Origin of the sequence: Nocardiopsis codii (assembly GCF_036327455.1) — a bacterium.
Taxonomy (GTDB): domain Bacteria; phylum Actinomycetota; class Actinomycetes; order Streptosporangiales; family Streptosporangiaceae; genus Nocardiopsis; species Nocardiopsis codii.
In genome coordinates this window covers 208,785-230,923 of record NZ_JAUZMY010000002.1, presented here as the reverse complement: position 1 = coordinate 230,923, position 22,139 = coordinate 208,785, and the positions used below count along the sequence as shown (strand labels likewise).

General features: G+C 75.7%; 15 protein-coding genes, 1 pseudogene and 3 riboswitches. Of the genes and pseudogenes, 8 read left to right on the top strand and 8 right to left on the bottom strand.

The features are described from left to right. Positions 1–29 precede the first annotated feature (29 nt). A riboswitch (cobalamin riboswitch) is annotated at positions 30–193 on the top strand. From cobN to Q8791_RS02870, 4 genes and pseudogenes are all read left to right on the top strand, one after another. Next, positions 177–3,764 carry a cobaltochelatase subunit CobN gene (cobN, locus tag Q8791_RS02885; RefSeq protein ID WP_330089967.1) on the top strand — a complete coding sequence of 1,196 codons (3,588 nt, stop codon included), beginning with the start codon at positions 177–179 and terminating at the stop codon, positions 3,762–3,764. Its footprint overlaps the riboswitch before it by 17 nt. After that, positions 3,761–4,486: a precorrin-6A synthase (deacetylating) gene (gene cobF, locus Q8791_RS02880; protein ID WP_330089966.1), complete on the top strand. Its 726-nt coding sequence runs from the start codon at positions 3,761–3,763 to the stop codon at positions 4,484–4,486. The genes cobN and cobF overlap by 4 nt, the downstream gene beginning before the upstream one ends. Then, positions 4,483–5,847: pseudogene (locus Q8791_RS02875) on the top strand (cobyric acid synthase); the annotation flags it as partial. The gene cobF and the pseudogene Q8791_RS02875, both read left to right, overlap by 4 nt. Positions 5,848–6,069: 222 nt before the next feature. After that, positions 6,070–6,780: a cobalt-precorrin-6A reductase gene (locus Q8791_RS02870; RefSeq protein WP_330090139.1), complete on the top strand. Its 711-nt coding sequence runs from the start codon at positions 6,070–6,072 to the stop codon at positions 6,778–6,780. Positions 6,781–6,831: 51 nt separating this feature from the next. Here Q8791_RS02870 and Q8791_RS02865 read toward each other — a convergent pair whose 3' ends face one another. The 3 genes from Q8791_RS02865 to Q8791_RS02855 all read right to left on the bottom strand — a co-directional run bounded on the left by Q8791_RS02865 (position 6,832) and on the right by Q8791_RS02855 (position 11,986). Next, entirely contained in the window at positions 6,832–9,213 is a 2,382-nt protein-coding gene (locus Q8791_RS02865) for a cobyrinate a,c-diamide synthase (RefSeq protein WP_330090138.1), read from the bottom strand. Positions 9,214–9,290: 77 nt separating this feature from the next. After that, positions 9,291–9,905, bottom strand: coding sequence for a cob(I)yrinic acid a,c-diamide adenosyltransferase (cobO, locus tag Q8791_RS02860; RefSeq protein WP_330089965.1), 615 nt, complete (start codon positions 9,903–9,905; stop codon positions 9,291–9,293). Next, entirely contained in the window at positions 9,905–11,986 is a 2,082-nt protein-coding gene (locus Q8791_RS02855; protein WP_407941941.1) for a VWA domain-containing protein, read from the bottom strand. Before Q8791_RS02855 ends, cobO begins: the two co-directional genes overlap by 1 nt. A gap of 27 nt (positions 11,987–12,013) precedes the next feature. Then, positions 12,014–12,151, bottom strand: a riboswitch (cobalamin riboswitch). A 56-nt stretch (positions 12,152–12,207) separates the two neighbouring features. Here Q8791_RS02855 and cbiE point away from each other — a divergent pair. Next, complete coding sequence (gene cbiE / locus Q8791_RS02850; protein WP_330089964.1) at positions 12,208–13,446, top strand: precorrin-6y C5,15-methyltransferase (decarboxylating) subunit CbiE; 1,239 nt, start codon at positions 12,208–12,210, stop codon at positions 13,444–13,446. On the opposite strand, the gene cobM is transcribed toward cbiE, so the two are convergent. The 5 genes from cobM to Q8791_RS02825 form a co-directional block, all read right to left on the bottom strand. Then, the gene (cobM, locus tag Q8791_RS02845; protein WP_330089963.1) at positions 13,429–14,211 is read right to left on the bottom strand and encodes a precorrin-4 C(11)-methyltransferase; all 783 of its coding nucleotides are present in this window, start codon (positions 14,209–14,211) and stop codon (positions 13,429–13,431) included. The two genes, cbiE and cobM, sit on opposite strands and share 18 nt — an antisense overlap. Further along, a complete protein-coding gene (locus Q8791_RS02840; protein ID WP_330089962.1) occupies positions 14,196–15,710 on the bottom strand; it encodes a precorrin-2 C(20)-methyltransferase in 1,515 nt (504 codons plus the stop codon). Before Q8791_RS02840 ends, cobM begins: the two co-directional genes overlap by 16 nt. Then, positions 15,707–16,372, bottom strand: coding sequence for a precorrin-8X methylmutase (locus Q8791_RS02835; RefSeq protein WP_330089961.1), 666 nt, complete (start codon positions 16,370–16,372; stop codon positions 15,707–15,709). The genes Q8791_RS02840 and Q8791_RS02835 overlap by 4 nt, the downstream gene beginning before the upstream one ends. Further along, positions 16,369–17,310, bottom strand: coding sequence for a nitrite reductase (locus Q8791_RS02830; protein ID WP_330089960.1), 942 nt, complete (start codon positions 17,308–17,310; stop codon positions 16,369–16,371). Before Q8791_RS02830 ends, Q8791_RS02835 begins: the two co-directional genes overlap by 4 nt. 54 nt (positions 17,311–17,364) lie before the next feature. Further along, a riboswitch (cobalamin riboswitch) is annotated at positions 17,365–17,567 on the bottom strand. 220 nt (positions 17,568–17,787) lie between these two features. Further along, entirely contained in the window at positions 17,788–18,510 is a 723-nt protein-coding gene (locus Q8791_RS02825) for a PepSY domain-containing protein (protein ID WP_330089959.1), read from the bottom strand. A gap of 161 nt (positions 18,511–18,671) precedes the next feature. On the opposite strand from Q8791_RS02825, the gene Q8791_RS02820 reads away from it, so the two are divergent. The 3 genes from Q8791_RS02820 to Q8791_RS02810 all read left to right on the top strand — a co-directional run bounded on the left by Q8791_RS02820 (position 18,672) and on the right by Q8791_RS02810 (position 22,007). Continuing rightward, entirely contained in the window at positions 18,672–19,337 is a 666-nt protein-coding gene (locus Q8791_RS02820; protein ID WP_330089958.1) for a response regulator transcription factor, read from the top strand. Continuing rightward, positions 19,334–20,707 carry a sensor histidine kinase gene (locus tag Q8791_RS02815; RefSeq protein WP_330089957.1) on the top strand — a complete coding sequence of 458 codons (1,374 nt, stop codon included), beginning with the start codon at positions 19,334–19,336 and terminating at the stop codon, positions 20,705–20,707. Before Q8791_RS02820 ends, Q8791_RS02815 begins: the two co-directional genes overlap by 4 nt. Before the next feature lie 163 nt (positions 20,708–20,870). Then, complete coding sequence (locus Q8791_RS02810; RefSeq protein WP_330089956.1) at positions 20,871–22,007, top strand: hypothetical protein; 1,137 nt, start codon at positions 20,871–20,873, stop codon at positions 22,005–22,007. Positions 22,008–22,139 lie beyond the last annotated feature (132 nt).

Sequence of the window (22,139 nt, the reverse complement as noted above, 5' to 3'; positions counted from 1 at the left end):
GGGACCGGGGACGGCCCTCCCGGCTACAGTGTGAATCCTTTGCTCGTGGTACAGGAACCCGGTGCGATTCCGGGGCGGTTCCGCCACTGTGACACCCCGTTCAGGGGTGCAGCCAGACACTGGCCCGGGCAGTCCGACCGCCGATGGGGCGAGAACCCCGAGGGAGGAGTCCGGCCATGACGGTCCGGATCGCTCTGCTGTCCACGTCCGACACCGACCTGCTGTCCGCGAGGGCCAGCGGCGCCGCCTACCTGTGGGCCAACCCGTCCCGCACCTCCGACGCCGAACTCACCGGAGCCGTCGAGCGCGCCGACCTCGTGGTGGTGCGCCTGCTGGGCTCCTCGCACGACCTCTGGCCCGGCCTGGCCGCCGTCCGCGAACGGGGCACGCCCCTGGTGGTGCTCAGCGGCGAGCAGCATCCCAGCGCCGAGCTCATGGAGCACTCCACCGTGCCCATCGGGGTGGCGACCGAGGCCCACCGCTACCTCGCCGAGGGCGGACCGGCCAACCTCGGCCGCCTGCACGCCTTCCTGTCGGACACCGTGCTGCTGACCGGAGAGGGCTTCGAGCCCCCGTCGGCGCTCCCGCCGTGGGGCTTCGCCGAGCGCGAGCGGCCGCACGACCCGGCCCTCCCCAAGGTGGGCGTCCTCTACTACCGGGCCCACGAGGCGGGCGGCAACACCGCGTTCGCCCACGCCCTCGCCGACGCCGTCGACGCGACAGGCCGGGCCGTGGGCGTCCCCGTCTTCGCCGGGTCGCTGCGCTCGGCCCCCGACGACCTCTACGAGGCGCTCGGCGGCCTCGACGCCCTGGTGGTCACGGTCCTCGCGGCGGGCGGCAGCGTGCCCGCGTCCGCGAGCGCGGGCGGCGACGAGGCCTGGGACGTGGAGCGCATGGCCGCCCTGGACATCCCCGTCCTCCAGGGCCTGTGCCTGACCAGTTCGCGCGCGGACTGGGAGGGGTCCGACGACGGGGTCACCCCGCTCGACTCGGCCACCCAGATCGCCATCCCCGAGTTCGACGGCCGCATCATCACGGTGCCGTTCTCCTTCAAGGAGATCGACAGCGACGGGCTGCCCCGCTACGTCGCCGACCCCGAGCGCTGCACACGGCTGGCCGGAACCGCCGCCGCCCACGCCCGGCTCCGGTACGTGCCGCCCGCCGAGAAGCGGATCGCCGTGGTCCTGTCCGCCTACCCCACCAAGCACGCGCGCATCGGCAACGCCGTCGGGCTCGACACCCCCCGCTCCCTGGTGCGCCTGCTGCGTCGCCTGCGCCGGGAGGGCTACGACCTGGGCGACCCCGGCGCCCTGCCCGGGTTGGACCTGCCCGACGAGACGGAGGCGGGCGACGCCCTGATCCACGCCCTGATCGAGGCGGGCGGCCAGGACGAGGACTGGCTGACCTCCGTCCAGCTCACCGAGGCCCACGTCCGCATCACCCCCGAGCAGTACGCCGCCTGGACCCGCGACCTGGACCCGGCCCTGAAGGAGGCGATGGCCGAGGCGTGGGGCGCCGCGCCCGGCAAGCTCTACGTCAACGACCAGGGCGAACTCGTGCTGGCCGCCCTCCGGGCGGGCAACGTCGTCGTGCTCGTCCAGCCCCCGCGCGGGTTCGGCGAGAACCCGATCGCGATCTACCACGACCCCGACCTGGCCCCCAGCCACCACTACCTGGCGGCCTACCGCTGGCTGGAGCACGGGTTCGGGGCGCACGCCGTCGTGCACCTGGGCAAGCACGGCTCCCTGGAGTGGCTGCCCGGGAAGAACGCCGCGCTCTCCGCCGCCTGCGCCACCGACGCGGCCCTGGGCGACCTCCCGCTGATCTACCCGTTCCTGGTCAACGACCCGGGCGAAGGGGCCCAGGCCAAACGCCGCGCCCACGCCACGGTCGTCGACCACCTCATCCCCCCGATGGCCCGGGCGGAGAGCTACGGCGACATCGCGCGCCTGGAGCAGCTCCTGGACGAGCACGCCAACATCGCGGCGATGGACCCGGCCAAGCTGCCCGCGGTCCGCGGCGAGATCTGGGCCCTGATGCGCGCCGCCGAGATGCACCGCGACCTCGGTCTGGACGAGCGGCCCGACGACGAGGAGTTCGACGACTTCCTGCTGCACGTCGACGGCTGGCTGTGCGAGATCAAGGACACCCAGATCCGCGACGGCCTGCACGTGCTGGGGGCGGCGCCGCAGGGCGTGGCCAGGGTGAACCTGGTCCTGTCCGTGCTCCGCGCCGCCCAGGTCTGGGGAGGCGTCGGCGGTGCGGTGCCCGGCCTGCGGGCCGCCCTCGGACTGAAGGAGGACGCGCCCACCCACGAGGTCGACGCGGTCGAGGCGCTGGCTCGCGGCCTCGTCGAGCGGATGGAGGCCGCCGGGTGGGACCCGGCCGCCGCGCAGGACCTGCACGACGACCCCGCGGTGCGCCGCGTCCTGGAGTTCGCCGCCGAGCAGGTGGTGCCCCGGCTGGCCCGCACCACCGACGAGATCGACCACGTCCTGCACGCCCTGAACGGCGGTTTCGTCCCGGCGGGCCCGTCCGGCTCCCCGCTGCGGGGACTGGTCAACGTGCTGCCGACCGGCCGCAACTTCTACACGGTCGACCCGCGCGCGGTCCCCTCCCGGCTCGCCTGGCAGACCGGCCAGGCCATGGCCGAGTCCCTGCTGCGCCGCCACCTGGACGAGACCGGCGCCTACCCGGAGTCGGTCGGCCTGTCCGTGTGGGGCACCTCCGCGATGCGCACCTCCGGCGACGACATCGCCGAGGTGCTGGCCCTGCTCGGAGTCCGCCCCGAGTGGGACGAGGCCTCCCGCAGGGTCGGCCGGCTCCACGTCGTGCCGTTGGAAGAGCTGGGACGCCCGCGCATCGACGTCACGGTGCGCATCTCCGGCTTCTTCCGCGACGCGTTCCCCCATGTGGTCGCGATGCTGGACGACGCGGTCGGCCTCGTCGCCGGACTCGACGAGCCGGAGGAGCAGAACTACGTGCGCGCCCACACGAACGCCGACCTGGCCGGGCACGGCGACCTGCGCCGCGCCACCACCCGGATCTTCGGCTCCGCCCCGGGCTCCTACGGTGCGGGCATCCTCCAGGTCGTGGAGTCCGGCAACTGGCGCGACGACCGCGACCTCGCCGAGGTCTACACGGCCTGGGGCGGTTTCGCGTACGGTCGCGACCTCGACGGTGCGCCCGCAGCCGACGACATGCGGGCCAACTACCGCCGGATCAAGGTCGCGGCGAAGAACATCGACAGCGCCGAGCACGACATCGCCGACTCCGACGACTACTTCCAGTACCACGGCGGCATGATCGCCACCGTGCGCGCCCTCAGCGGGGCCGACCCCAAGGCCTACGTCGGCGACTCCACCTCGCCCGACGCGGTACGCACACGGCCCCTGGCGGACGAGACCGCCCGGGTGTTCCGCGCCCGGGTGGTCAACCCGCGCTGGATCGCGGCCATGCGGCGGCACGGCTACAAGGGCGCCTTCGAGCTGGCGGCGACCGTCGACTACCTGTTCGGCTTCGACGCCACGGCCGGGGTCGTGCACGACTGGATGTACGAGAAGCTCGCCGCCGAGTACGTGCTGGACGCCGAGACCCAGGAGTTCCTGCGCCGCTCCAACCCCTGGGCGCTGCACGGCATCGTCGAGCGCCTGCACGAGGCCGCGCGGCGCGGGCTGTGGGCGGAGCCGGACCCGGCCACCCTGGAGGCCCTCACCGAGGTCTACCTGGAGGTCGAGGGGGACCTGGAGGAGCGGTCCGAGTGAGGGTGCGGATCCTGGGGATCGGCATGGGACCCCAGCACGTCACCGGCGAGGTCGCCGAGGCCCTGCGGGAGTGCGACTACGCGGTGGCCGTCGACAAGGGGGCGGACGACGGGCTGCTGGCCCTGCGCCGGGCCGTCTGCGACGCCTTCGGGGTCCCGCTGGTCACCGTGGCCGACCCCGAGCGCGACCGCGACGACCCCGCCGACTACCCGGCGGCGGTCGCCGACTGGCACGAGGCCCGCGTGGCCGCCTTCGAGCGGGTGCTCGGCGAGCGCGGCGGCACCGCGGCCTTCCTGGTCTGGGGCGACCCCTCCCTGTACGACTCCACCCTGCGGATCGTGCGGCGGATCGCCGAGCGCGGGCACGTCGAACCGGACTACGACGTGCTTCCCGGGATCAGCGCGCCCCAGGTCCTGGCCGCCCGGCACCGGATCGTGCTGCACGAGGTCGGCCGCCCGGTGCACGTCACCCCGGCGCGGCGGCTGGGCGAGGCCGTCGGGGCGGGGCAGGACAACATCGTGGTCATGCTCGGCGGGCGGCACGGGTTCGAGGGACTGGAGGACTGGTCCCTCTGGTGGGGCGCCAACCTGGGCGCCGACTCCGAGGAACTGGTCGCCGGACGGGTGGGCGAGGTGCTGCCCGAGATCGGGGCGGCCCGCCGGCGGGCCAGGGAGAAGGCCGGCTGGATGATGGACACCGCGCTGCTGAGGAGGCCGGAGTGACGGGGATCCTGGTCGCCGGGACCACCTCCGACGCGGGCAAGAGCGTGGTCACCACCGCCCTGTGCCGGGCCTTCGCCCGCCGGGGCGTGCGGGTGGCGCCGTACAAGGCGCAGAACATGTCCAACAACTCGATGGTCTGCCTCGGACCGGACGGGCGCCCGGCGGAGATCGGCCGCGCCCAGTGGGTGCAGGCGCTGGCCGCCCGCGCCGAGCCCGAGCCCGCGATGAACCCGGTGCTGCTCAAACCGGGCAGCGACCGGCGCAGCCACGCCGTGCTGCTCGGCCACCCCGCCGGGGAGGTGTCCTCCTCCGACTGGGAGGCGGGACGGCGCCACCTGGCCGAGGCCGCGCACGCGGCCTTCGACGACCTGTCCTCCCGCCACGACGTGGTCGTCGCCGAGGGCGCGGGCAGCCCCGCCGAGATCAACCTGCGCGCGGGCGACTACGTGAACATGGGCCTGGCCCGCCACGCGGGGATGCCCGCGGTCGTGGTCGGCGACATCGACCGGGGCGGGGTGTTCGCCGCGATGTACGGGACGGTGGCGCTGCTGGACCCCGGCGACCAGGCGCTGATCGCCGGTTTCGTGGTCAACAAGTTCCGCGGCGACCGCGCCCTGCTCCAGCCGGGACTGGACGACCTCGAACGGATCACCGGCCGCCGGGTGTTCGGGACCCTGCCGTGGGACCCCGGGCTGTGGATGGACTCCGAGGACGCCCTCGACCTGGACGGGCGGCGGTCCGGCGGGGAGGCGTCGTCGAGGGTGGCGGTGGTGCGCCTGCCCCGGATCAGCAACTTCACCGACGTGGACGCGCTCGGCCTGGAACCCGGGCTCGACGTGGTCTTCGCCTCCGGACCGCGCGACATCGCCGACGCCGACCTCGTGGTGCTGCCGGGCACCCGCTCCACTCTCGCCGACCTGGCCTGGCTGCGTTCGCGCGGTCTGGACGAGGCGATCACCGGACACGTCCGCCGGGGGCGCCCGCTGCTCGGCGTCTGCGGCGGGTTCCAGATGCTCGGGCACACCGTCACCGACCCCGAGGGGGTCGAGGCCGCGCCGGGTTCGTCCGCGGAAGGGCTGGGCCTCCTCGACGTGCGCACCGAGTTCACCGCCGACAAGGTCCTCCGCCTGCCCGAGGGCGAGGCCCTGGGCGCGCCCGCGAGCGGCTACGAGATCCACCACGGCCGGATCACGGTGGGCGGGGGCGCGGAGCGGTTCCTGGGCGGAGCGCGTTCGGGCCACGTCTTCGGGACCATGTGGCACGGCAGCCTGGAGGGCGACGCCTTCCGGGCGGCCTTCCTCGCCCGGACGCTGGGGTACGGGCCGTCGGGGACGGACTTCTCCGCGGCGCGCGAGCGCCGCATGGACCTGCTCGCCGACCTCGCGGAGCGCCACCTCGACCTCGACGCCCTGCTCGGGCTGGCCCGCGAGGGGGCTCCCGCCGGACTCCCCCTGCTCGGTCCGGGAGCCGCCCTCCCGTCCCCCGCCCCCGACGGTCGGTCCGCGGCGGCGGACTCTCCCCCTTCGTCACCCGCCCCCGCCCTCGACGGACGGCCCCGGCGCAGCCCTTCCCCTCCGAAGCTCCTGCTCCTGGGCGGTACGTCCGAGGCCCGCGAACTGGCCGCCCTGCTGGTCGGGGCGGGCGTGGACGTGACCACGTCGCTGGCCGGACGGGTGGCCAGACCCCGCCTGCCGGTGGGCGGTGTCAGGATCGGCGGGTTCGGCGGGGTGGCCGGGCTGCGCGCGGCACTGGCCGACTACGACGCGGTCGTGGACGCCACCCACCCCTTCGCGCTCGGGATGACCGCCAACGCGGCCGCCGCCTGCACGGACCTGCCGCTGCTGCGGTTGGAGCGTCCGGGGTGGGAACCGGACCCGGCCTGGCGTTACGCCGACACCCACGAGGAGGCGGCGGACGCGGCGGCCGGGCTCGGCGAGCGGCCGTTCGTGACCGTCGGCCGCCAGGAGCTGGCCCGTTTCGTGCCCGCCCTGGGCGAGCGCGCGGTCCTGGCCCGGGTGGTGGACGTGCCCGGGCTCGAACTCCCCGCCGCCTGGCGGCTGGTGACCAGCCGGGGCCCGTACCACCTCGCCGATGAGCTGGAACTGATGGCCGGGCACCGGGCGGACGTACTCGTCACCAAGGACTCCGGGGGCTCCTACACCTGGCCGAAGATGGAGGCCGCCGCCCGGCTCGGCACTCCGGTCGTGGTGGTGCGGCGCCCGCCCGGCCCCCGGGGCGTGCCCACCGTCCACGAGGTGGCGGACGCCTTCGACTGGGTGACCGGTCTGGTGTGAGCCTCCCCGGCCCAGGGGCGGGACCGCCGGAAGGGGAGCGCGGGAGCCCGGTCACCCCGCCACGAGGGCGGCGATCAGCTTGCGCGCGGTCTCGGGCGGGCGCACGGCCACGCGCACCCAGGAGGCGTCCAGGCCCGGGAAGGTGTCGGCCCGGCGCACGGCGATGCCCTGGCCGCGCAGCCGGGCGTGGACCCCTTCACCCGCCTTCACCAGCACGAAGGGCGCCCGGGAGGGCACGAACCCGATCCCCGCCCCGCGCAGCCCCGCCTCCAGGCCGGTGCGCCAGTCACCGAACTCCTCCGCGCGGCGCTCCGCCTCCGCTCCCGCTTCGGCGCTCATGCAGGCGACGGTGGCGGCGACGGCGGGCGCGGACACCGACCAGGGCGTCTGCACCCGGGCCAGGTCGCGCACGACGGCCTCGTCGCCGATCACGTACCCGGCGCGGATCCCCGGGACCGACCAGTGCTTGGTGAGGCTGCGCAGCACCACCAGGCCCCCGCGCCGCTCACCGGCCAAGGACTCCGGCTCCCCCGGCAGGGCGTCCATGAACGCCTCGTCCACCACGACCAGCCGACCGGGCCGGCACAGCCCCCGCACCACCGACGCCGGGTGCAGGACACCGGTGGGGTTGGTGGGGTTGCCGACCACCACCAGGTCCGCGTCCTCGGGGACGGCGGCGGGGTCGAGGGCGAAGCCGCCGCCCTCGGGGCACAGCACGGGGGTGACGGAGTGCCCCGCCTGCTCCAGAGCCGCGTGCGGCTCGGTGAACTGGGGGTGCACGACGACGGGACGGCGCCACGGCCGCAGCCGGGCGATCAGGGTGAACGCCTCGGCCGCGCCCGCCGTCGGCAGGACCTCGGCGGGCCGCCGGGCGTGGCGGCGCGCGACGGCCTCGCACGCGGGTGCGGGGTCGGGGTAGACGTCCGCGTGGTCCAGGCTCCCGCGCAGGGCCCGTTCGAGCCAGGCGGGCCGTCCCCCCGGGTAGACGTTGACGGCGAAGTCGAGCATGCCGCCGCGCGCCTCGACGTCGCCGTGGTGGCGCAGCGGATCGGCCACCGGCCGGGTCCCGGTGACGGCCCCCCTGGCGGCGGGGGAGCGCCCCGCGGGCGCCGGCGCCGGAGCGCCGCGCACCGCCTCGGCGAACCTTCGCGCGAGCTTCGGGTGCCCGGCCCAGTGCACGTGCAGGTAGGAGGCGTGCAGGGTCGGGGAGGCGAAACCCTCCGGCGTGCCGTCGACCTCCCAGGCCGGGCGGTCCCCGTGCCCGGGGGTCAGGGCCGTGCGGTGGAACTCGTGGCCGGTGACCCTCTCCCCGGCCCGGGTCAGCAGGGTGTCCCCGGGCGAGACCGCCTCGGGGTAGCGCAGGGTGAGCCGCTCCGTCATGCGGGCGTCCGCCGGGACGGCCCCCGCCATGGCGTGGCCGTCGAGCGCGTCGGCGAGGTAGAGCAGCCCCGCGCACTCCGCGACGGTCGGGACCCCGCTGCGGACCGCCTCGCGCAGCTCGGCCAGCAGACCCCGGTTCGCGGCGAGCTCGCCCGCGTACACCTCGGGGAAGCCGCCGCCCAGGTAGACGCCCCGGGTACCGGCGGGCAGGCCCGTGTCCTCCAGGGGGTCGAACGCGACGACCTCGCACCCGGCGGCGGTGAGCAGCTCCTCGGTCTCGGTGTAGCGGAAGGTGAAGGTCCGGCCCCCGGCCACCGCGACCACCGGGCGCGGGCCCGTGCCCGGGGCCGCCGCCTCCGCGGCCGGGTCCCAGGGGCGGGCGTCCAGCGCGGGCGCGGAGCGGGCCGCCTCCAGCAGGGCGTCCAGGTCGACATGGCCCGCGATGTGCTCGCCGAGCCGCTCGACCACCCGTGCCGAGTCCTCCCGCTCCGACGCCGGGACGAGTCCGAGGTGGCGGGAGGGGCTGGTGATCCGCTCGTCGCGGGGGACCACGCCGAGGACGGGCGGGCCGACCGCGCGGGTGATCTCGGCGACGTTGCGCGCCGAACCGGCCTTGTTGAGGATCACCCCGACGACCTCGACCGCCGGGTCGTAGGCGGCCATGCCCGCCACCAGCGCCCCCACCGACCGGGACATGCGGGACACGTCCACGACCAGCACCACCGGAGTGCGGGTCAGGGCCGCGACGTGCGCGGAGGAGGCGAAGCCGTCGGCGCCGATCCGCCCGTCGTGCAGGCCCATCACCCCCTCGACGACGGCCGCGTCCGCGCCCCGGGCCCCGTGCAGGAGCAGCGGCGCCACCCGCTCCTCGCCGACGAGGTGGGGGTCGAGGTTGCGGCCGGGGCGGCCGGTGGCCAGGGCGTGGTACCCGGGGTCGATGTAGTCCGGGCCGACCTTGTGGCCGCTGACGGAGAGCCCGGCGTCGCGGAGCGCGGCCATCAGCCCGGCGGCGACCGTGGTCTTGCCCTGCCCGGTCATGGGCGCGGCGACCATCAGCCTCGGCAGGGCCGTCGGCCGTGCCGGGGAGGCCGCCCCCTGCGACCCCGCCGGTTCCGGGGCCGCGGGGGGCCTCACCACTCGATCCCCCGCTGGCCCTTGCGGCCCGCGTCCATCGGGTGCTTGACCTTGGCCATCTCGGTGACCAGGTCCGCCGCCTCCAGGAGTTCGGGGGCGGCGCGGCGGCCCGTGATGATCACGTGCTGGCGGCCCGGACGGTCGCGCAGGGCGGCCACGACGTCCTCGACGTCGACCCAGCCCCAGTTGATCGGGTAGGTGAACTCGTCGAGGATGAGCAGGTCGTGCGTCTGCTCGGCGAGCCTGCGCCTGATCTCCGCCCAGCCCTCGGCCGCGTCCGCGGCGTGGTCCTCGGCGCTGCCCCGGCGGCGGCTCCAGGACCAGCCCGAGCCCATCTTGTGCCACTCCACGGGGCCGCCCTCGCCGGTCTCCTCGTGGAGCCTCCCCAGGCGTTCGAGCACGGTCTGCTCGCCGATGCGCCACTTCGCCGACTTCACGAACTGGAACACGCCGATCCGCCAGCCCTGGTTCCAGCCGCGCAGCGCGAGCCCGAACGCGGCGGTCGACTTGCCCTTGCCGTCCCCGGTGTGGACGGCGAGCACCGGCTGGTTGCGGCGCTGGCGGGTGGTGAGCCCGTCGTCGGGGACGACGGACGGTATGCCCTGGGGCATCAGGCGGCCCTCTCTCTCACGGCGTTTCCCAGCGCGTCAGCGCTGACCTCGTCCACGGGCAGGTGTTCGGCGCCCATCCGGGCGGCGAGGGCGGCGGCCAGGCCCAGGCGCAGCGGGCCGGACTCGCCGTCCACGACGACGGTGGCCACGCCCAGGCCGGCGACGTGGTCGGCGGCCTCCAGCGAGCGGCCGACCGCACCCCGGCCGCCGGTGGCCCGGCCGTCGGTCACCAGGACGAGCAGCGGACGCTGCCTCGGGTCGCGCAGGCGCTCGCGCCGCAGGACCCGGGCGGCCTCCAGCAGGCCCTCGGCGAGCGGGGTGCGCCCCCCGGCGGGCAGTTCGTCCAGGCGGGCGGCGGCGGTGTCCACCGAACGGGTCGGGGGCAGCACCAGCTCGGCCCTCGCGCCCCGGAAGGTCACGAGGCCGACCTTGTCGCGGCGCCGGTAGGCGTCCAGGAGCAGCGACAGGATGGCGGTCTTGACCTCGCCCATGCGCTTGCGCGCCGCCATGGAACCGGAGGCGTCGACGCAGAACAGCACCAGGTTGCTCTCCTGGCCCTCGCGCACCGCGACGCGCAGGTCGCGGGGGAGCAGGCCGATCCGGCCGCCGCCGTGCGGGCGGGAGGCCGCGGCCTTGACGGTCTCGACCAGGTGGAGCGAACCGCCTGAGCCCCCGCCGGGCGGTTCGGCCCCGATCCGGCGGCCCCGCGCGCCGACCGCGCGACTGCGCCGACCGTCGGCGCCGACCCCCGTGCCCCGCGCGGTGAAGGTCCGGGGGCGGTACGGGGCGCCCGCCCCGACCGTGGTGCCGGGCCGGGGCCCGGCCCCGCCCCCCTCCGGCTCCTCCGCCTCCTGGGAGGCCTCCGGTTCGCGGAAGCCCTCCGGATCCCGGGGCGGCGCGGTGGACTGCTCCGGTCCGTCCGCGCCGGTGTCCGGGGAGGGGTCCCCCTCCGGACCGGCGGTGTCGGGTGCGCCGCCCCCGTCGGGGCCGGCGGGGTCACCGGAGCCGTCGGAGCCTTCCGGCGGTCCTGGGTCGTCCGGGGGCGGCTCCTCGTCCCCCAGGACGCGGTCCAGGAGGTCCTCGTCGAGCCCCGGCGCGTCGAAGGGGTTGCGCCGGCGCCGGTGCGGCAGGGCCAGCAGGGCCGCGCGGCGGATGTCGGCCAGGGAGACCGAGGTCCGGCCCTCCCAGGCGGCGTGCGCCAGAGCCGTGCGCGCGGTCACGATGTCGGCGCGCAGGCCGTCGACCTCGAACGCCGCGCACACCTGCGCGATCTTCAGCAGCGCGGCGTCGGACAGCCGTGCGCGCCCGACGGTCTCACGGGCCGCGGCGATGCGCGCGGCGAGGGCCTTCTCGGCCAGGTCGTACCGGTCGGAGAAGGCGTCGGCGTCGGCGTCGTAGGCCATACGCCTGCGGACCACCTCCACGCGTGCGGCGGGGTCGGAGGGCGCGGCGACCTCGACGGTCAGCCCGAACCGGTCCAGGAGCTGCGGGCGCAGCTCGCCCTCCTCGGGGTTCATCGTCCCGATGAGCAGGAACCTCGCGGCGTGCTCCACGGAGAACCCGTCGCGCTCCACGGTCACCCGGCCGGTCGCGGCGGCGTCCAGGAGGAGGTCGACCAGGTGGTCGTGGAGCAGGTTGACCTCGTCCACGTACAGGAGGCCGCGGTGGCTGCGCGCCAGCAGCCCGGGCTCGTAGGCGACCCGGCCGTGCGTGAGCGCCTGCTCCAGGTGCAGCGAACCCAGGACGCGGTCCTCGGTGGCGCCCACCGGGAGCTCGACCAGGCGCACCGGGCGGCTCTCCACGGCCGTGCCGGGCGGGAAGGGGCCGTCCGGCGACTCCTGCGCGGTGTCGGCGGGGTCGACGGAGAAGCGGTCCCCCCGGTAGACCTCGACCGGGGGCAGGAGGGGGGCCAGGGCCCGCACCGCGGTGGACTTGGCGGTGCCCTTCTGGCCGCGGACCAGGACGCCGCCGATCTCCGGGGAGACGCTGGCCAGGACCAGGGCCAGGCCCAGGTCGTCGAGCGGTTCGGCGTCGCAGCCGACGATCGCCGAGAAGGGATAGTGGGACGTCCGCAATGGCATGTGAGGCTCCCGCTCGTTTCGCCATCGGTCATGGGCGGGTGCGGGGCCGGTCTTCGGACTTACCGAGTCCTCCTGTCACGGAGGCTCGGCTCACCGCAGCGGGCCTGTGCCGGAGTCTCACCGGGCTTCCCAGATTCTCCCCGGACGCCGTCCCCACCGTTTCCGATGGCTGGGCCGCCGGGGCACCTCACACCTTCGGCCGCCACGATAGCGTCCTGCCCATGAAGGTCGAGATGTCCCCTCCCCGAATCACCGTCGTCGGCATCGGCGCCGACGGATGGTCAGGCGTGCCCGAGAGGCTGCGAGGGCTGGTCCTGGCGGCCGACACGGTGCTGGGCGGGCGCAGGCACCTCGCCATGCTGCCGCAGGCCCCGACCCAGCGGCGCCTGGTCTGGCCCTCCCCGCTGCGCGAGGGCCTGCCGGACCTGCTCGCCTCCCTCGGGGACCGCGGCGCCGTCGCGCTGGCCTCCGGCGACCCGCTGGTGTCGGGCATCGGCAGCACGCTGATCGAACTGCTCGGAGCGGACGCGGTGCGCGTGGAACCGGCCGTCTCCTCGGTCGCCCTGGCCCGCGCCCGGATGGGGTGGGCGGCGGAGGGGTGCGCGGTGCTGTCCCTGGTGGGGCGCGATCCGCACCTGCTGATGCGCGGCTTGGCCCCCGGCCGCCGTGTCCTGGTGCTCTCCCCGGGCGCCGCCACCCCCGGGACGGTCGCCGCCCTGCTGGTCGGCGCGGGCTACGGCGGCAGCCGGATGACCGTCCTCGGCGACCTGGGGGCGGACGCGGAGTCGCGGCTGGAGGGCACGGCGCACGACTGGCTCGGGGCCCCTCCGGAGGAGGCCCCCCAACTGCACGTGCTGGCGTTGGAGCTCTCAGGGCCGCCGGGCTGCGGGCTGGTCGCCGGGCTGCCCGACGACGCGTTCGAGCACGACGGCCAGCTCACCAAGCGGGACCTGCGCGCCTCGGCGCTCGCCCGGCTGGCGCCCTCCCCCGGCCGGCACCTGTGGGACGTCGGCGCGGGCGCGGGCTCGGTCGCCGTCGAGTGGATGCGCGCCCACCCCTCGTGCACGGCCACGGCGGTGGAGGCCGACACCGGGCGCGCCGCGCGGATCGGCCGCAACGCGGACCGGCTCGGCGTCCCGGGCCTGCGCGTGGTCGCCGGCCGTGCGCCGGACGCTCTGAAGGGGCTGGACCCTCCCGACGCGGTCTTCGTCGGCGGCGGCGCGACCCTGCCGGGCGTGCTCGACACCTGCCTGGACGCGCTGGGACCGGGCGGACGGCTCGTGGTGCACGGTGTGACGCTGGAGACCGAGGGGCTGCTCGCGGAGGCCCACCGGCGCCACGGCGGGGAGCTGACCCGCATCGCGGTGGAGACCGCCGCGCCCATCGGCGCGTTCACCGGATGGACCCCCGCCCGCACCGTCACCCAGTGGTGCCTGGCGAAGTCACCCGGGAGCGACTGACGAGGGGCCGGCCCCCCTGGGGCGCGCGGGGTCGTACAGGTAGGACTCCCCGCCCCCCGCGGGGTCGAGCGCCTGCCCGACCAGGACCACCGCCGCCTGCCGGAGCCCCGCCTCCTCCACCAGCCCGGCGATGGTGGAGACCGTCCCGCGCAGCACCGCCTCCTCGGGCTGGCTGGCCCGGTACACGACCACCACGGGACAGTCCGCGCCGTACGCGGGGACGATCTCGGCCATGAGCTCCCGCACCCGCCGGATCGCCAGGTGCAGCACCAGCGTGGCCCGGGTCGCCGCGAACGCGCCCAGCGACTCGGTGTCCGGCATCGCCGTCGACCGGGCGGCGGTCCGGGTCAGCACCACCGACTGGGCCACCAGCGGCACGGTCAGCTCCCGGCCCACCAGGGCCGAGGCGGCCGCGTAGGCGGGCACCCCGGGGGTGACGTCCCACGGGACCCCGTGCGCGTCGAGCCTCCGGGTCTGCTCGGCCAGCGCCGAGTACAGCGAGGGGTCCCCGGAGGTCAGCCGTACGACGTCGCCGCCCCCGGCGTGCGCGGCGACCAGGCGCTCGGTGATGCGGTCCAGGTCCAGGCCCTGGGTGTCGACCAGTTCGGCTCCGGGCGCGCAGTGGGCGAGGACCCCGGGGTCGAGGTACGTGCCGGGGTAGAGGACGACGTCGGCCGCGTTGAGCATGCGCGTGGCGCGGACGGTGAGCAGGTCGGCGGCGCCGGGACCCGCCCCCACGAAGTGCACGGTCACGGCTGCACCCACCTCGGTGTCCAGACCCGGCCCGCCCCGGAGACGCGGGTGCCGGAGGCGCCGACGATGAGCAGGCAGCGCATGTCGACGCCGGCGGGGTCGAGTTCCCCGAGCGTGGTCACCTCCAAGGACTCGCCCTCCCTGCCGATGCTCCGTCCGACGACGACCACGGTGTCGGGCTTGCGGTGCTCCAGCAGGACCTCGCGGGCGGTGGCGATCTGCTCGGTGCGCGAGCGCGAGGCCGGATTGTAGATCGCCAGCGCCAGGTCTGCCTCGGCGACGGCCCGCAGACGGCGTTCGATCACCTCCCAGGGCTTGAGCCGGTCCGACAGGCTCATCACCGCGAAGTCACCGCCGACGGGGGCGCCCGCCCGGGCCGCGACCGCCTGCACGGCGCTGACGCCCGGCAGCACCCGGATCGGGACGCCCCGGTAGGCGGGGTCCTCAGCCGCCTCGAACACCGCGGTGGCCATCCCGAACACCCCGGCGTCCCCGCCCGAGACCACGGCCACCCTCCCACCGTCACGGGCGAGCCCGAGGGCGAGGCGGGCGCGGTCGATCTCGACGGTGTTGCCGGAGGCGTGCCGGGTCAGGCCGGGGCGCTGCGGGACGCGGTCCACGTAGGGGCCGTAACCCACCACGTGGTCCACCCCGGCCAGCGCCTCGGAGGCCTCCGGGGTGAGCCAGCGGCCGGGGCCCGGCCCCAGACCGACGACCAGCAGCTCGGCTGCCGGACCGGCGGTCTCCGCGACCGCGGTCTCCGCCGCGGCCCGGTCCCGGGACCGCCTGCCGTTGCGGCTGTCCCCGGTGACCAGGATCAGGGAGAAGTACGGGACCGTCGCCGGATCGACCTCGGCCACGGGCAGCCGCCGCTCCCCGTCCATGGAGGCGCGCTCCACGTACACGGCGTGCTCCAGCCGCCCGGCGGACTCCAGCGCCCGGCGCACCGCGGGGAACGTCCGGCCCAGCTTCATGACCACCGCGGCGTCGGTGTCGGCCAGGCGGCGGGCCAGCTCCGGCTCGGGGAGGGTCCCGGGCAGCACGGTGAGCACGTCGGTCTGCCGGGCCAGCGGGGCCGCCGCCACCGCCGTGGCCGCGGCGAACGCCGGGACCCCGGGCACGATCTCCGTCCCGTACCGCTCGGACAACCGGTCGTGCATGTACATGTACGAGCCGTAGAACAGCGGGTCGCCCTCGGAGAGGAGCACGACGTCGCGGCCGGCGTCCAGGTGCGCGGCCAGCCGGGCGGCGGACTCCTCGTAGAAGTCGGCCAGCACCCCCGTGTACCCGCCCGGATGGTCGGTCGTGCCGGTGGTGACCGGGTAGGTGAGCTGTTCCTCGACCGCGGAACCCGGGATCAGCGACGCGGCGATGCGGCGGGCGTTGGAGGCCTTGCCGACTCCGGCGTGGTAGGCGACGACGTCGGCCGCGGCGATGAGCCGGGCGGCCTTGAGGGTGATCAGCTCGGGGTCGCCGGGGCCGACACCCACGCCGTGGAAACGTCCGGTCACTCCTCCTCCTTGGCGAGTGCGTTGAGAGCGGAACAGGTCATCGCGGAGCCGCCGCGGCGGCCGCGGGCGGTCACGTAGGGGATGTCGGCGCCGAACCGCTCCCCGAACTCCGTCAGCGCCTGCTTGGACTCGGCGGCCCCCACGAAACCGACGGGGCAGCCGACGATCGCGGCAGGGCGCGGCGCCCCGTCCGCCACCATCTCCATCAGGTGGAAGAGGGCGGTGGGCGCGTTGCCGACGGCGACCACGGCGCCCTCCAGGAGCGGTTCCCACAGGGACACCGCGGCGGCGCTGCGCGTGGTGCCCCACGCGGCGGCGAGGCCGGGGACGCGTTCGTCGCCCAGGAAGCAGAGCACCTCGTTGCCGCACGGAAGGCGGCTCGCGGTCACGCCGCTGGCCACCATGCGCGCGTCGCACAGGATCGGGGCCCCGGCCCGCAGGGCGGAGCGCGCCGCGGACACCAGGCCGGGGTGGACCACCAGGTCCTCGGCGAGGTCGACCTGGCCGGTGCCGTGGATCATCCGCACGGCGAGCCGCTCCGCGTCGGCGGGCAGGTGCCCGAGCTCGGCCTCCTCCCGGATGAGGGCGAAGGAGTCCGTGTAGATCGCGGGCCCGTCGTCGATGTAGTCGTAGTGCCGGTTCGGCCGTCGGGGGGCGGTCACCGCGCCTCCCCCGTTCGGGAAGCGGGGCTTCCCGGGACGAGAACGCCGCGCCAGGGCGTGACGAAGAGTTCGCCGGGCTCGGCGGCGAGCGCCTCCTCGGCGAGCGCCTCGGCGGCCGGGCGGTCCAGGCCCTCGTCGGGCACACGCACGTGCCGCGCGCCCCCGGGCAGCGGACCGTACGGCAGCGGCGGGGCGGGGGACGGAAGCCGCCGGTCCGGTACCTCCGGTCCGGTCAGCGGGGCCGGGAGCTCGGCGACGTGCCACGGCGCGGCGGGCCCCTCCCCGCTGCGCTCCAGGAACCCGTCCGCCAGGCGCAGGAGCGCGGCGGGCGCCTCGTCGATCGGCACGAGCGGACCCCAGTGCTCCCCGAACCTCAGCTGGGCGACGCTCCGGTCCAGGGCGACGATCCCCAGGTCACAGGGGTGGTCGATCAGGTCGCCGCGCCCGTCGTCCAGGACGAACAGGAAACGCCCGGGCAGGTCGGCGCGGCGCGGGACGGAGCACAGCATCGTGTCCAGCTCCGAGGCGACGGGGCGCAGGTCGGCCCGGCCCCCGCCCGGCACGGTCCCGCCGGGGTCCGCCGGGACCGCGCCCGTGCCCGTGCCCGGGGAGACCATCACGTTGCGCACGAGTTCGTGGCTGGGGGAGGGCAGCAGCCCGGTCTCCGCCAGGGCCCGGACCACCTCGGGCCCCAGGCGTCCCGCGTCCCCCGGCAGGGCGCGCAGTTGCAGGTTCGCGCGGCCGGTGACGTGGATACGACCGGTGCCGTACCGGTCGGCCACCGCGGCGAGGGCGAGCAGCGAGGAGGCGCCGATCCGGCCGCCGATGAGCCGGAGCCGGACCAGCAGGCCGTCCTCGGCGGGCCAGGGTCTCAGCACGCCGGGGCAGCGGTCGCGACGCGTGCGGCGCGTGGAAGGGGGAGAACCGGCGGGGGACATGGGCGTCCTTCTGGTCGGGGACTCGTGCGCGGAGCCCGCGGGTGACCCGGCGGACCGTGACCGCCGGTGCCAGCAGGTCTTCGGACTCGGAGTCGACCGGTGCGGAGCGCCTTCCCGGGGCGTTGCCCCAGTGGCTGTCCCGGGGAACGCTCCCCGGACGTGCCCGCCCGTCATCCTCACCGCTGCGCGTCAGTCCCGGAGTCCCACCGGGTTCCCTGCCCCACGAAGTGGAGTTCGACTGGCCCGACGAGGGTACCCGACCCTCTCCGGCCTGCTGCGGGGGGACTTCGCCCCGACGTGCCGACCCCCTGCGGCGGCCCCCTGATCCGACCGGTACCGGGTCGTGCGACCGGCCGCGCCCCCGGGGCTCCGGCACCGGACGACGGGAAAGGAGCCCCGCCCTCCCAGGAGGACGGGGCCCCGACCGTGCGGGTGGCGGGGACGGTCCGCGGAGCAGCCGCACGGGGTCCCCGGCCGTCAGTCCTCGGCGCGCACGTCGACGACCTCACCGGCCACGTCCAGGATCACCTCGTACTCCTGGCCGTCGGCGTCGAGCACCTCGGCGTCCCAGCCGTCCCAGCCGTCCTCGTCCTGGCGCTCGACCTCGACGGTGCGGGCGCCCTCGCCGACCGCCTCGGCGGCGTTCGCGGACACCGTGTCGCGGTCGGCCTCCGTCTGCCCGCCGGTGTTCTGCCAGGGCGCCGGGCCGCTGTCGGTGTCCCGGAAGGCCAGCCCGTTGACGGTGTACACGTCGGCGTCGTCGCGGTCGTCGTCGGCCTCGTAGCGCACGCCGAGCGTCACCTCGGTGCCCTCCAGCCCGCGCAGTTCGTCCAGGAGCGGCTCGACGGTGCCGTTCCCGTCGAAGTCCTCCAGCTCCGGCGCCGTGAGCAGCCACTCCTCGGGGCCGAAGTCGACCTCGACACCGGACACCGACCAGTCGTCCGTGTCGTCGCCGTCCCCGTCGGCGCGCAGCTCGCCCACGAGCTGCTCCAGACCGTCGACCGACTGCGTCGAGGTCGGGTTCTTCTCGGACGCGCTCGCCCCGTTCGCCCCGGGGGCGGAACCGGTGGTCACGCCGGTGAGCTGGATCGAGTCGACCTGCTGCTCGGGGTCGTCCACCACCAGGTAGCCGATCGTGCCGACGGCCAGCAGCCCGGCGGCCGCGGCGGAGGAGAGGATGATGACGGTCGTGCGCTGCATCGGTGTTCCCTTGCTCGAAGGTGTCTACTGCCTCCAGCATCCGACGGCGAGATGATGGCGGCCTGAAAGCCACCTGAAGAACGTCTTCATGTGGCGCTCAGGAACGGTTCAGCGGTCCCTGCCAAGGTAAGGGGGGACCACGGGGCGGAGAGGACACGGCGTTGGCGATTCTGGTGGTGGAGGACGAGGAGGGCATCGTCTCCTTCGTGCGGCGCGGACTGGAGACGGCCGGGTACCAGGTGCTCGCGGCCGGGGACGGGATCGACGGGCTGACGATGGCCCTGTCGCCCGACGTCGACCTCGTCGTCCTGGACCTCGGACTGCCCGGCATCCCCGGCGAGGAGGTGCTGCGCCGGCTGCGGCAGCGCCGCCCCTCGGTGCCGGTGATCGTGCTCACCGCCAAGGACGCCGTCAGCGACCGGGTGGCCAACCTCGACGCCGGGGCCGACGACTACATGGTCAAGCCCTTCAGCGTGAGCGAACTCCTGGCCCGGGTGCGGGCACGCCTGCGCACCGGCGGCCAGGAGCGCGGCGACGTCCTGGCGGCCGGCGGCGTCGTGCTCGACCTCGGAGCCCGCACCGCCTCGGTCGAGGGCCGCACCGTCAACCTGTCGGCCCGCGAGTTCGGCCTCCTGGAAGTGCTCATCCGCCACCCCGCACAGGTGTTCTCCCAGCCCCAGCTGCTGGACCGGGTCTGGGGATACAACTTCGACGGGGCCTCCAACGTGGTCGAGGTCTACGTCAGCCAGCTGCGCCGCAAGCTCGGCCCAGGACGCATCGAGACGGTTCGCGGAGCGGGCTACCGGCTCGCGGGCGGTGCCCGGTGAGCCTCACCGGACGCGTCGTCCTGCGGTCGCTGCTCGTCATGGCCCTCGTCATCGGCGGCGTCGCCCTCCTCACCTACGAACTCGTGCGGGTGTCGGGCCTGAACGACATCGACCGCCTCCTCCGGGAGGAGTCGGCTCTGGTCGGAGACGCCCTCGCCGAACAGGTCCCCGCCGCGGCCGGACTCGACGGGGTCCTCTCGGGCCCCGAGGCGGAGCGCGCCGCGCGGCAGGCACTCGCCGTGCGCCCCAGCGGCGCCCGACACGTGACGCTGGTGACCGCCGACGGCACGCGGCTCCAGAGCACGGGGGGACCCACGCGCGTCGCCGGGCTGATGCGCGGCGGCGACGCCCCCGACCCGGAGCCGGGGACGATCCGCACCCTCGACACCGACGCCGGACCGGTCCGGGTGCTCGACACCGCGGTCCTCGACGACGCCGGGGACGCCATCGCCGTCGTCACCGTCGTCGCCCCGCTCGACTCCACCCGGGACACGGCCGCCACGGTCCTGCTGCTCTCCGCGCTCGCCGGATCCGTCGGCGTCGTCGGGGGCGGCATCGTGCTGTGGCTGGTGGTGCGGCGGACCCTGTCGCCCGTCCGGGAGGTCTCCGAAGCGGCCAAGGCCATCTCCCCCGCGGACCTGGACACCCGCGTACCGGTGCCCTCCACCCGCGACGAGATCGCCGAACTCGCCACCGAGATCAACCAGATGCTGGTGCGCATCGAGCAGGCCGACACCAACCGGCGCCGCTACCTGGCCGCGATCTCCCACGAGGTGCGCACCCCCCTCGCCGTCGCCGAGGGGCACCTGGAGCTGCTGGGGACGGCCGACGCCGCGGTCGTGCGCGCCGAACTCGACCGCCTGCGCCGGGTCCTGGAGGACCTCATGGCCGTCGCCCGGGGCGGCGACGAGATCGACGTCCGCGTGGAGGCCGTGTTCCTGCCCGACCTGTTCCACGCCGTGCGCGCGCGCCTGGACGCCCTGCCCTACGCGGACGCGGCCACCCTGGAGGACCCGCCGCCGGACGTCCTGCTCGGCGACCAGTCGCGCCTGGAGCAGTGCCTGGCCAACCTGGTCGCGAACGTCGTCGACCACAACCCGGAGGGCACACGCGCCACCGTCACCGCCCACGGTGAGGGCGACTCCCTCGTCCTCACCGTGTCCGACGACGGGCCGGGCATCGACCCGCGGCTGCTGCCGCACGTGTTCGAGCCGTTCGTCACCTCGCGCTCCGAGGGCGCGGGACGCATCTCCGGCCTGGGGCTGGCGGTCGTGAGCTCCCTGGTCGAGGCCCAGGGCGGCCGGGTGGCGATCGACAGCGGGCCCTCCGGCACCCGCGTCGCGATCACCCTGCCCCGGGCCACGGCCTGAGCGGCCGGAGGAGCGCCGAGCCGCGGCCGGGGCGCGAGGGGGAGGCCCCGCAAGAGGCTCCGAGCAGCGGGGGAGCGGCCGTCCGCGCCGGGAACGAAAAAGCCCCAGGCGCATGTCAGCAGAGGCGGCACTGGGGCGTTCCCCCGGACAGTAGCATCGGCCAATGTCCTCCGTCGAAGCAGACACCGACGCAGTCCTGAACCTGATCCCCGCACCGCGCCTCGCGCCCTACCTGGCGCTGACCGGGGGAGACCCGGCCAGGGCCCTCGCCCTGTACGAGTGGGGCGCGCACGTCGCCGCGGCGGCCTTCGAGGACGTCGCCCACCTGGAGGTCCTGCTCAGAGGGAGCATGGACGGGGTGCTCCGGGCCCACTTCCGTGAGGCGGAACGCGGCATCCCGTGGTTCCTGAGCCCCGTGCCCGGCGTCGAGTACGCGGTCGTGGCGTCGGGCTACGTCCGTGAGCGGCTCCGCCAGGAGGGCCGGGAGACACGGGACCAGATCGTCGCCGCGATGAGCTTCGGTTTCTGGTCCGGCATGCTCGGGCCCGGCTACGAGGAACTGTGGCGGGCCTGCCTGCACCGCGCCTTCCCCGGATCCTCGGGGAGGAGGTCGGAGGTGGCCGCCGCCGCGGAGGGGGTCCGCCGGTTCCGCAACCGGATCGCCCACCACGACTCGGTGCTCAACATCGACTTCCCGTTCGAGGTCCGCCAGGTCGCCGCGCTCGCGGGGTTCGTCGACCCCGCGGCCGGGCGCTGGCTCGAACGCCGCAGCCGGACCATGGACGTGTACTCCCGGCGCCCCGTCACGACCGACGACACGCTGGTGGTGTCCGAGCCCGGCGCGCTGCCCCTCTACGAACGGAGCCGCGCCCACGTCGCGCGGGCGGGCCGGGCCTTCCCCGGGGTCGAGTACCTGGCCTTCCGCGTCGCCGGGGCGATCGCCCCGGAGATCCCCCGGGTCCTCCTGCGCCGGGACAACGTGGAGTGGACCGAACGCGGCGCGATCCGGCTGCGCCGCACCCGGGACCCGTGGGACCGCAGGATCGCGGAGACGATCGAGGCCTCGCTCGGGGACGGCCGGAACGAGGGCCGACGGCAGGTGTTCCTGCTGACCGCGCCCGGCGAGCCCGGCCACCGCAGTCTGCCCGGGGCCCTCCCCGCACCCGCAACCGTCCCCGGAGGCACGGGGGAGGAGACACGGGCGGTCCCGCGCGGCGGAGGTCCCGAGCCGGAGTACGCCTGCACACGGCTCCACGCCCTGGAGAACGGCACCGCACCCGACCCGCCGCCGGCCGACTGACCCGCGCTGACCGGGGGCGACGTCGCCCCCGGTCACCTCCCCCGGGAGGGAGGCGGGGGCCTCCTGCACGACCCGTGCCCGCCGCCCCGGGCAGGGACGGCGGGCACGGATCACCGGCGCTGCCGGGACCCG

Coding starts and splice junctions, on each gene's coding strand:
- cobN (WP_330089967.1), top strand. CDS start 177: ATGACGGTCCGGATCGCTCTGCTGTCCACGTCCGACACCGACCTGCTG.
- Q8791_RS02865 (WP_330090138.1), bottom strand. CDS start 9,213: ATGGTCGCCGCGCCCATGACCGGGCAGGGCAAGACCACGGTCGCCGCC.
- cobO (WP_330089965.1), bottom strand. CDS start 9,905: ATGCCCCAGGGCATACCGTCCGTCGTCCCCGACGACGGGCTCACCACC.
- Q8791_RS02855 (WP_407941941.1), bottom strand. CDS start 11,986: ATGCCATTGCGGACGTCCCACTATCCCTTCTCGGCGATCGTCGGCTGC.
- cbiE (WP_330089964.1), top strand. CDS start 12,208: ATGAAGGTCGAGATGTCCCCTCCCCGAATCACCGTCGTCGGCATCGGC.
- Q8791_RS02830 (WP_330089960.1), bottom strand. CDS start 17,310: ATGTCCCCCGCCGGTTCTCCCCCTTCCACGCGCCGCACGCGTCGCGAC.
- Q8791_RS02825 (WP_330089959.1), bottom strand. CDS start 18,510: ATGCAGCGCACGACCGTCATCATCCTCTCCTCCGCCGCGGCCGCCGGG.
- Q8791_RS02810 (WP_330089956.1), top strand. CDS start 20,871: ATGTCCTCCGTCGAAGCAGACACCGACGCAGTCCTGAACCTGATCCCC.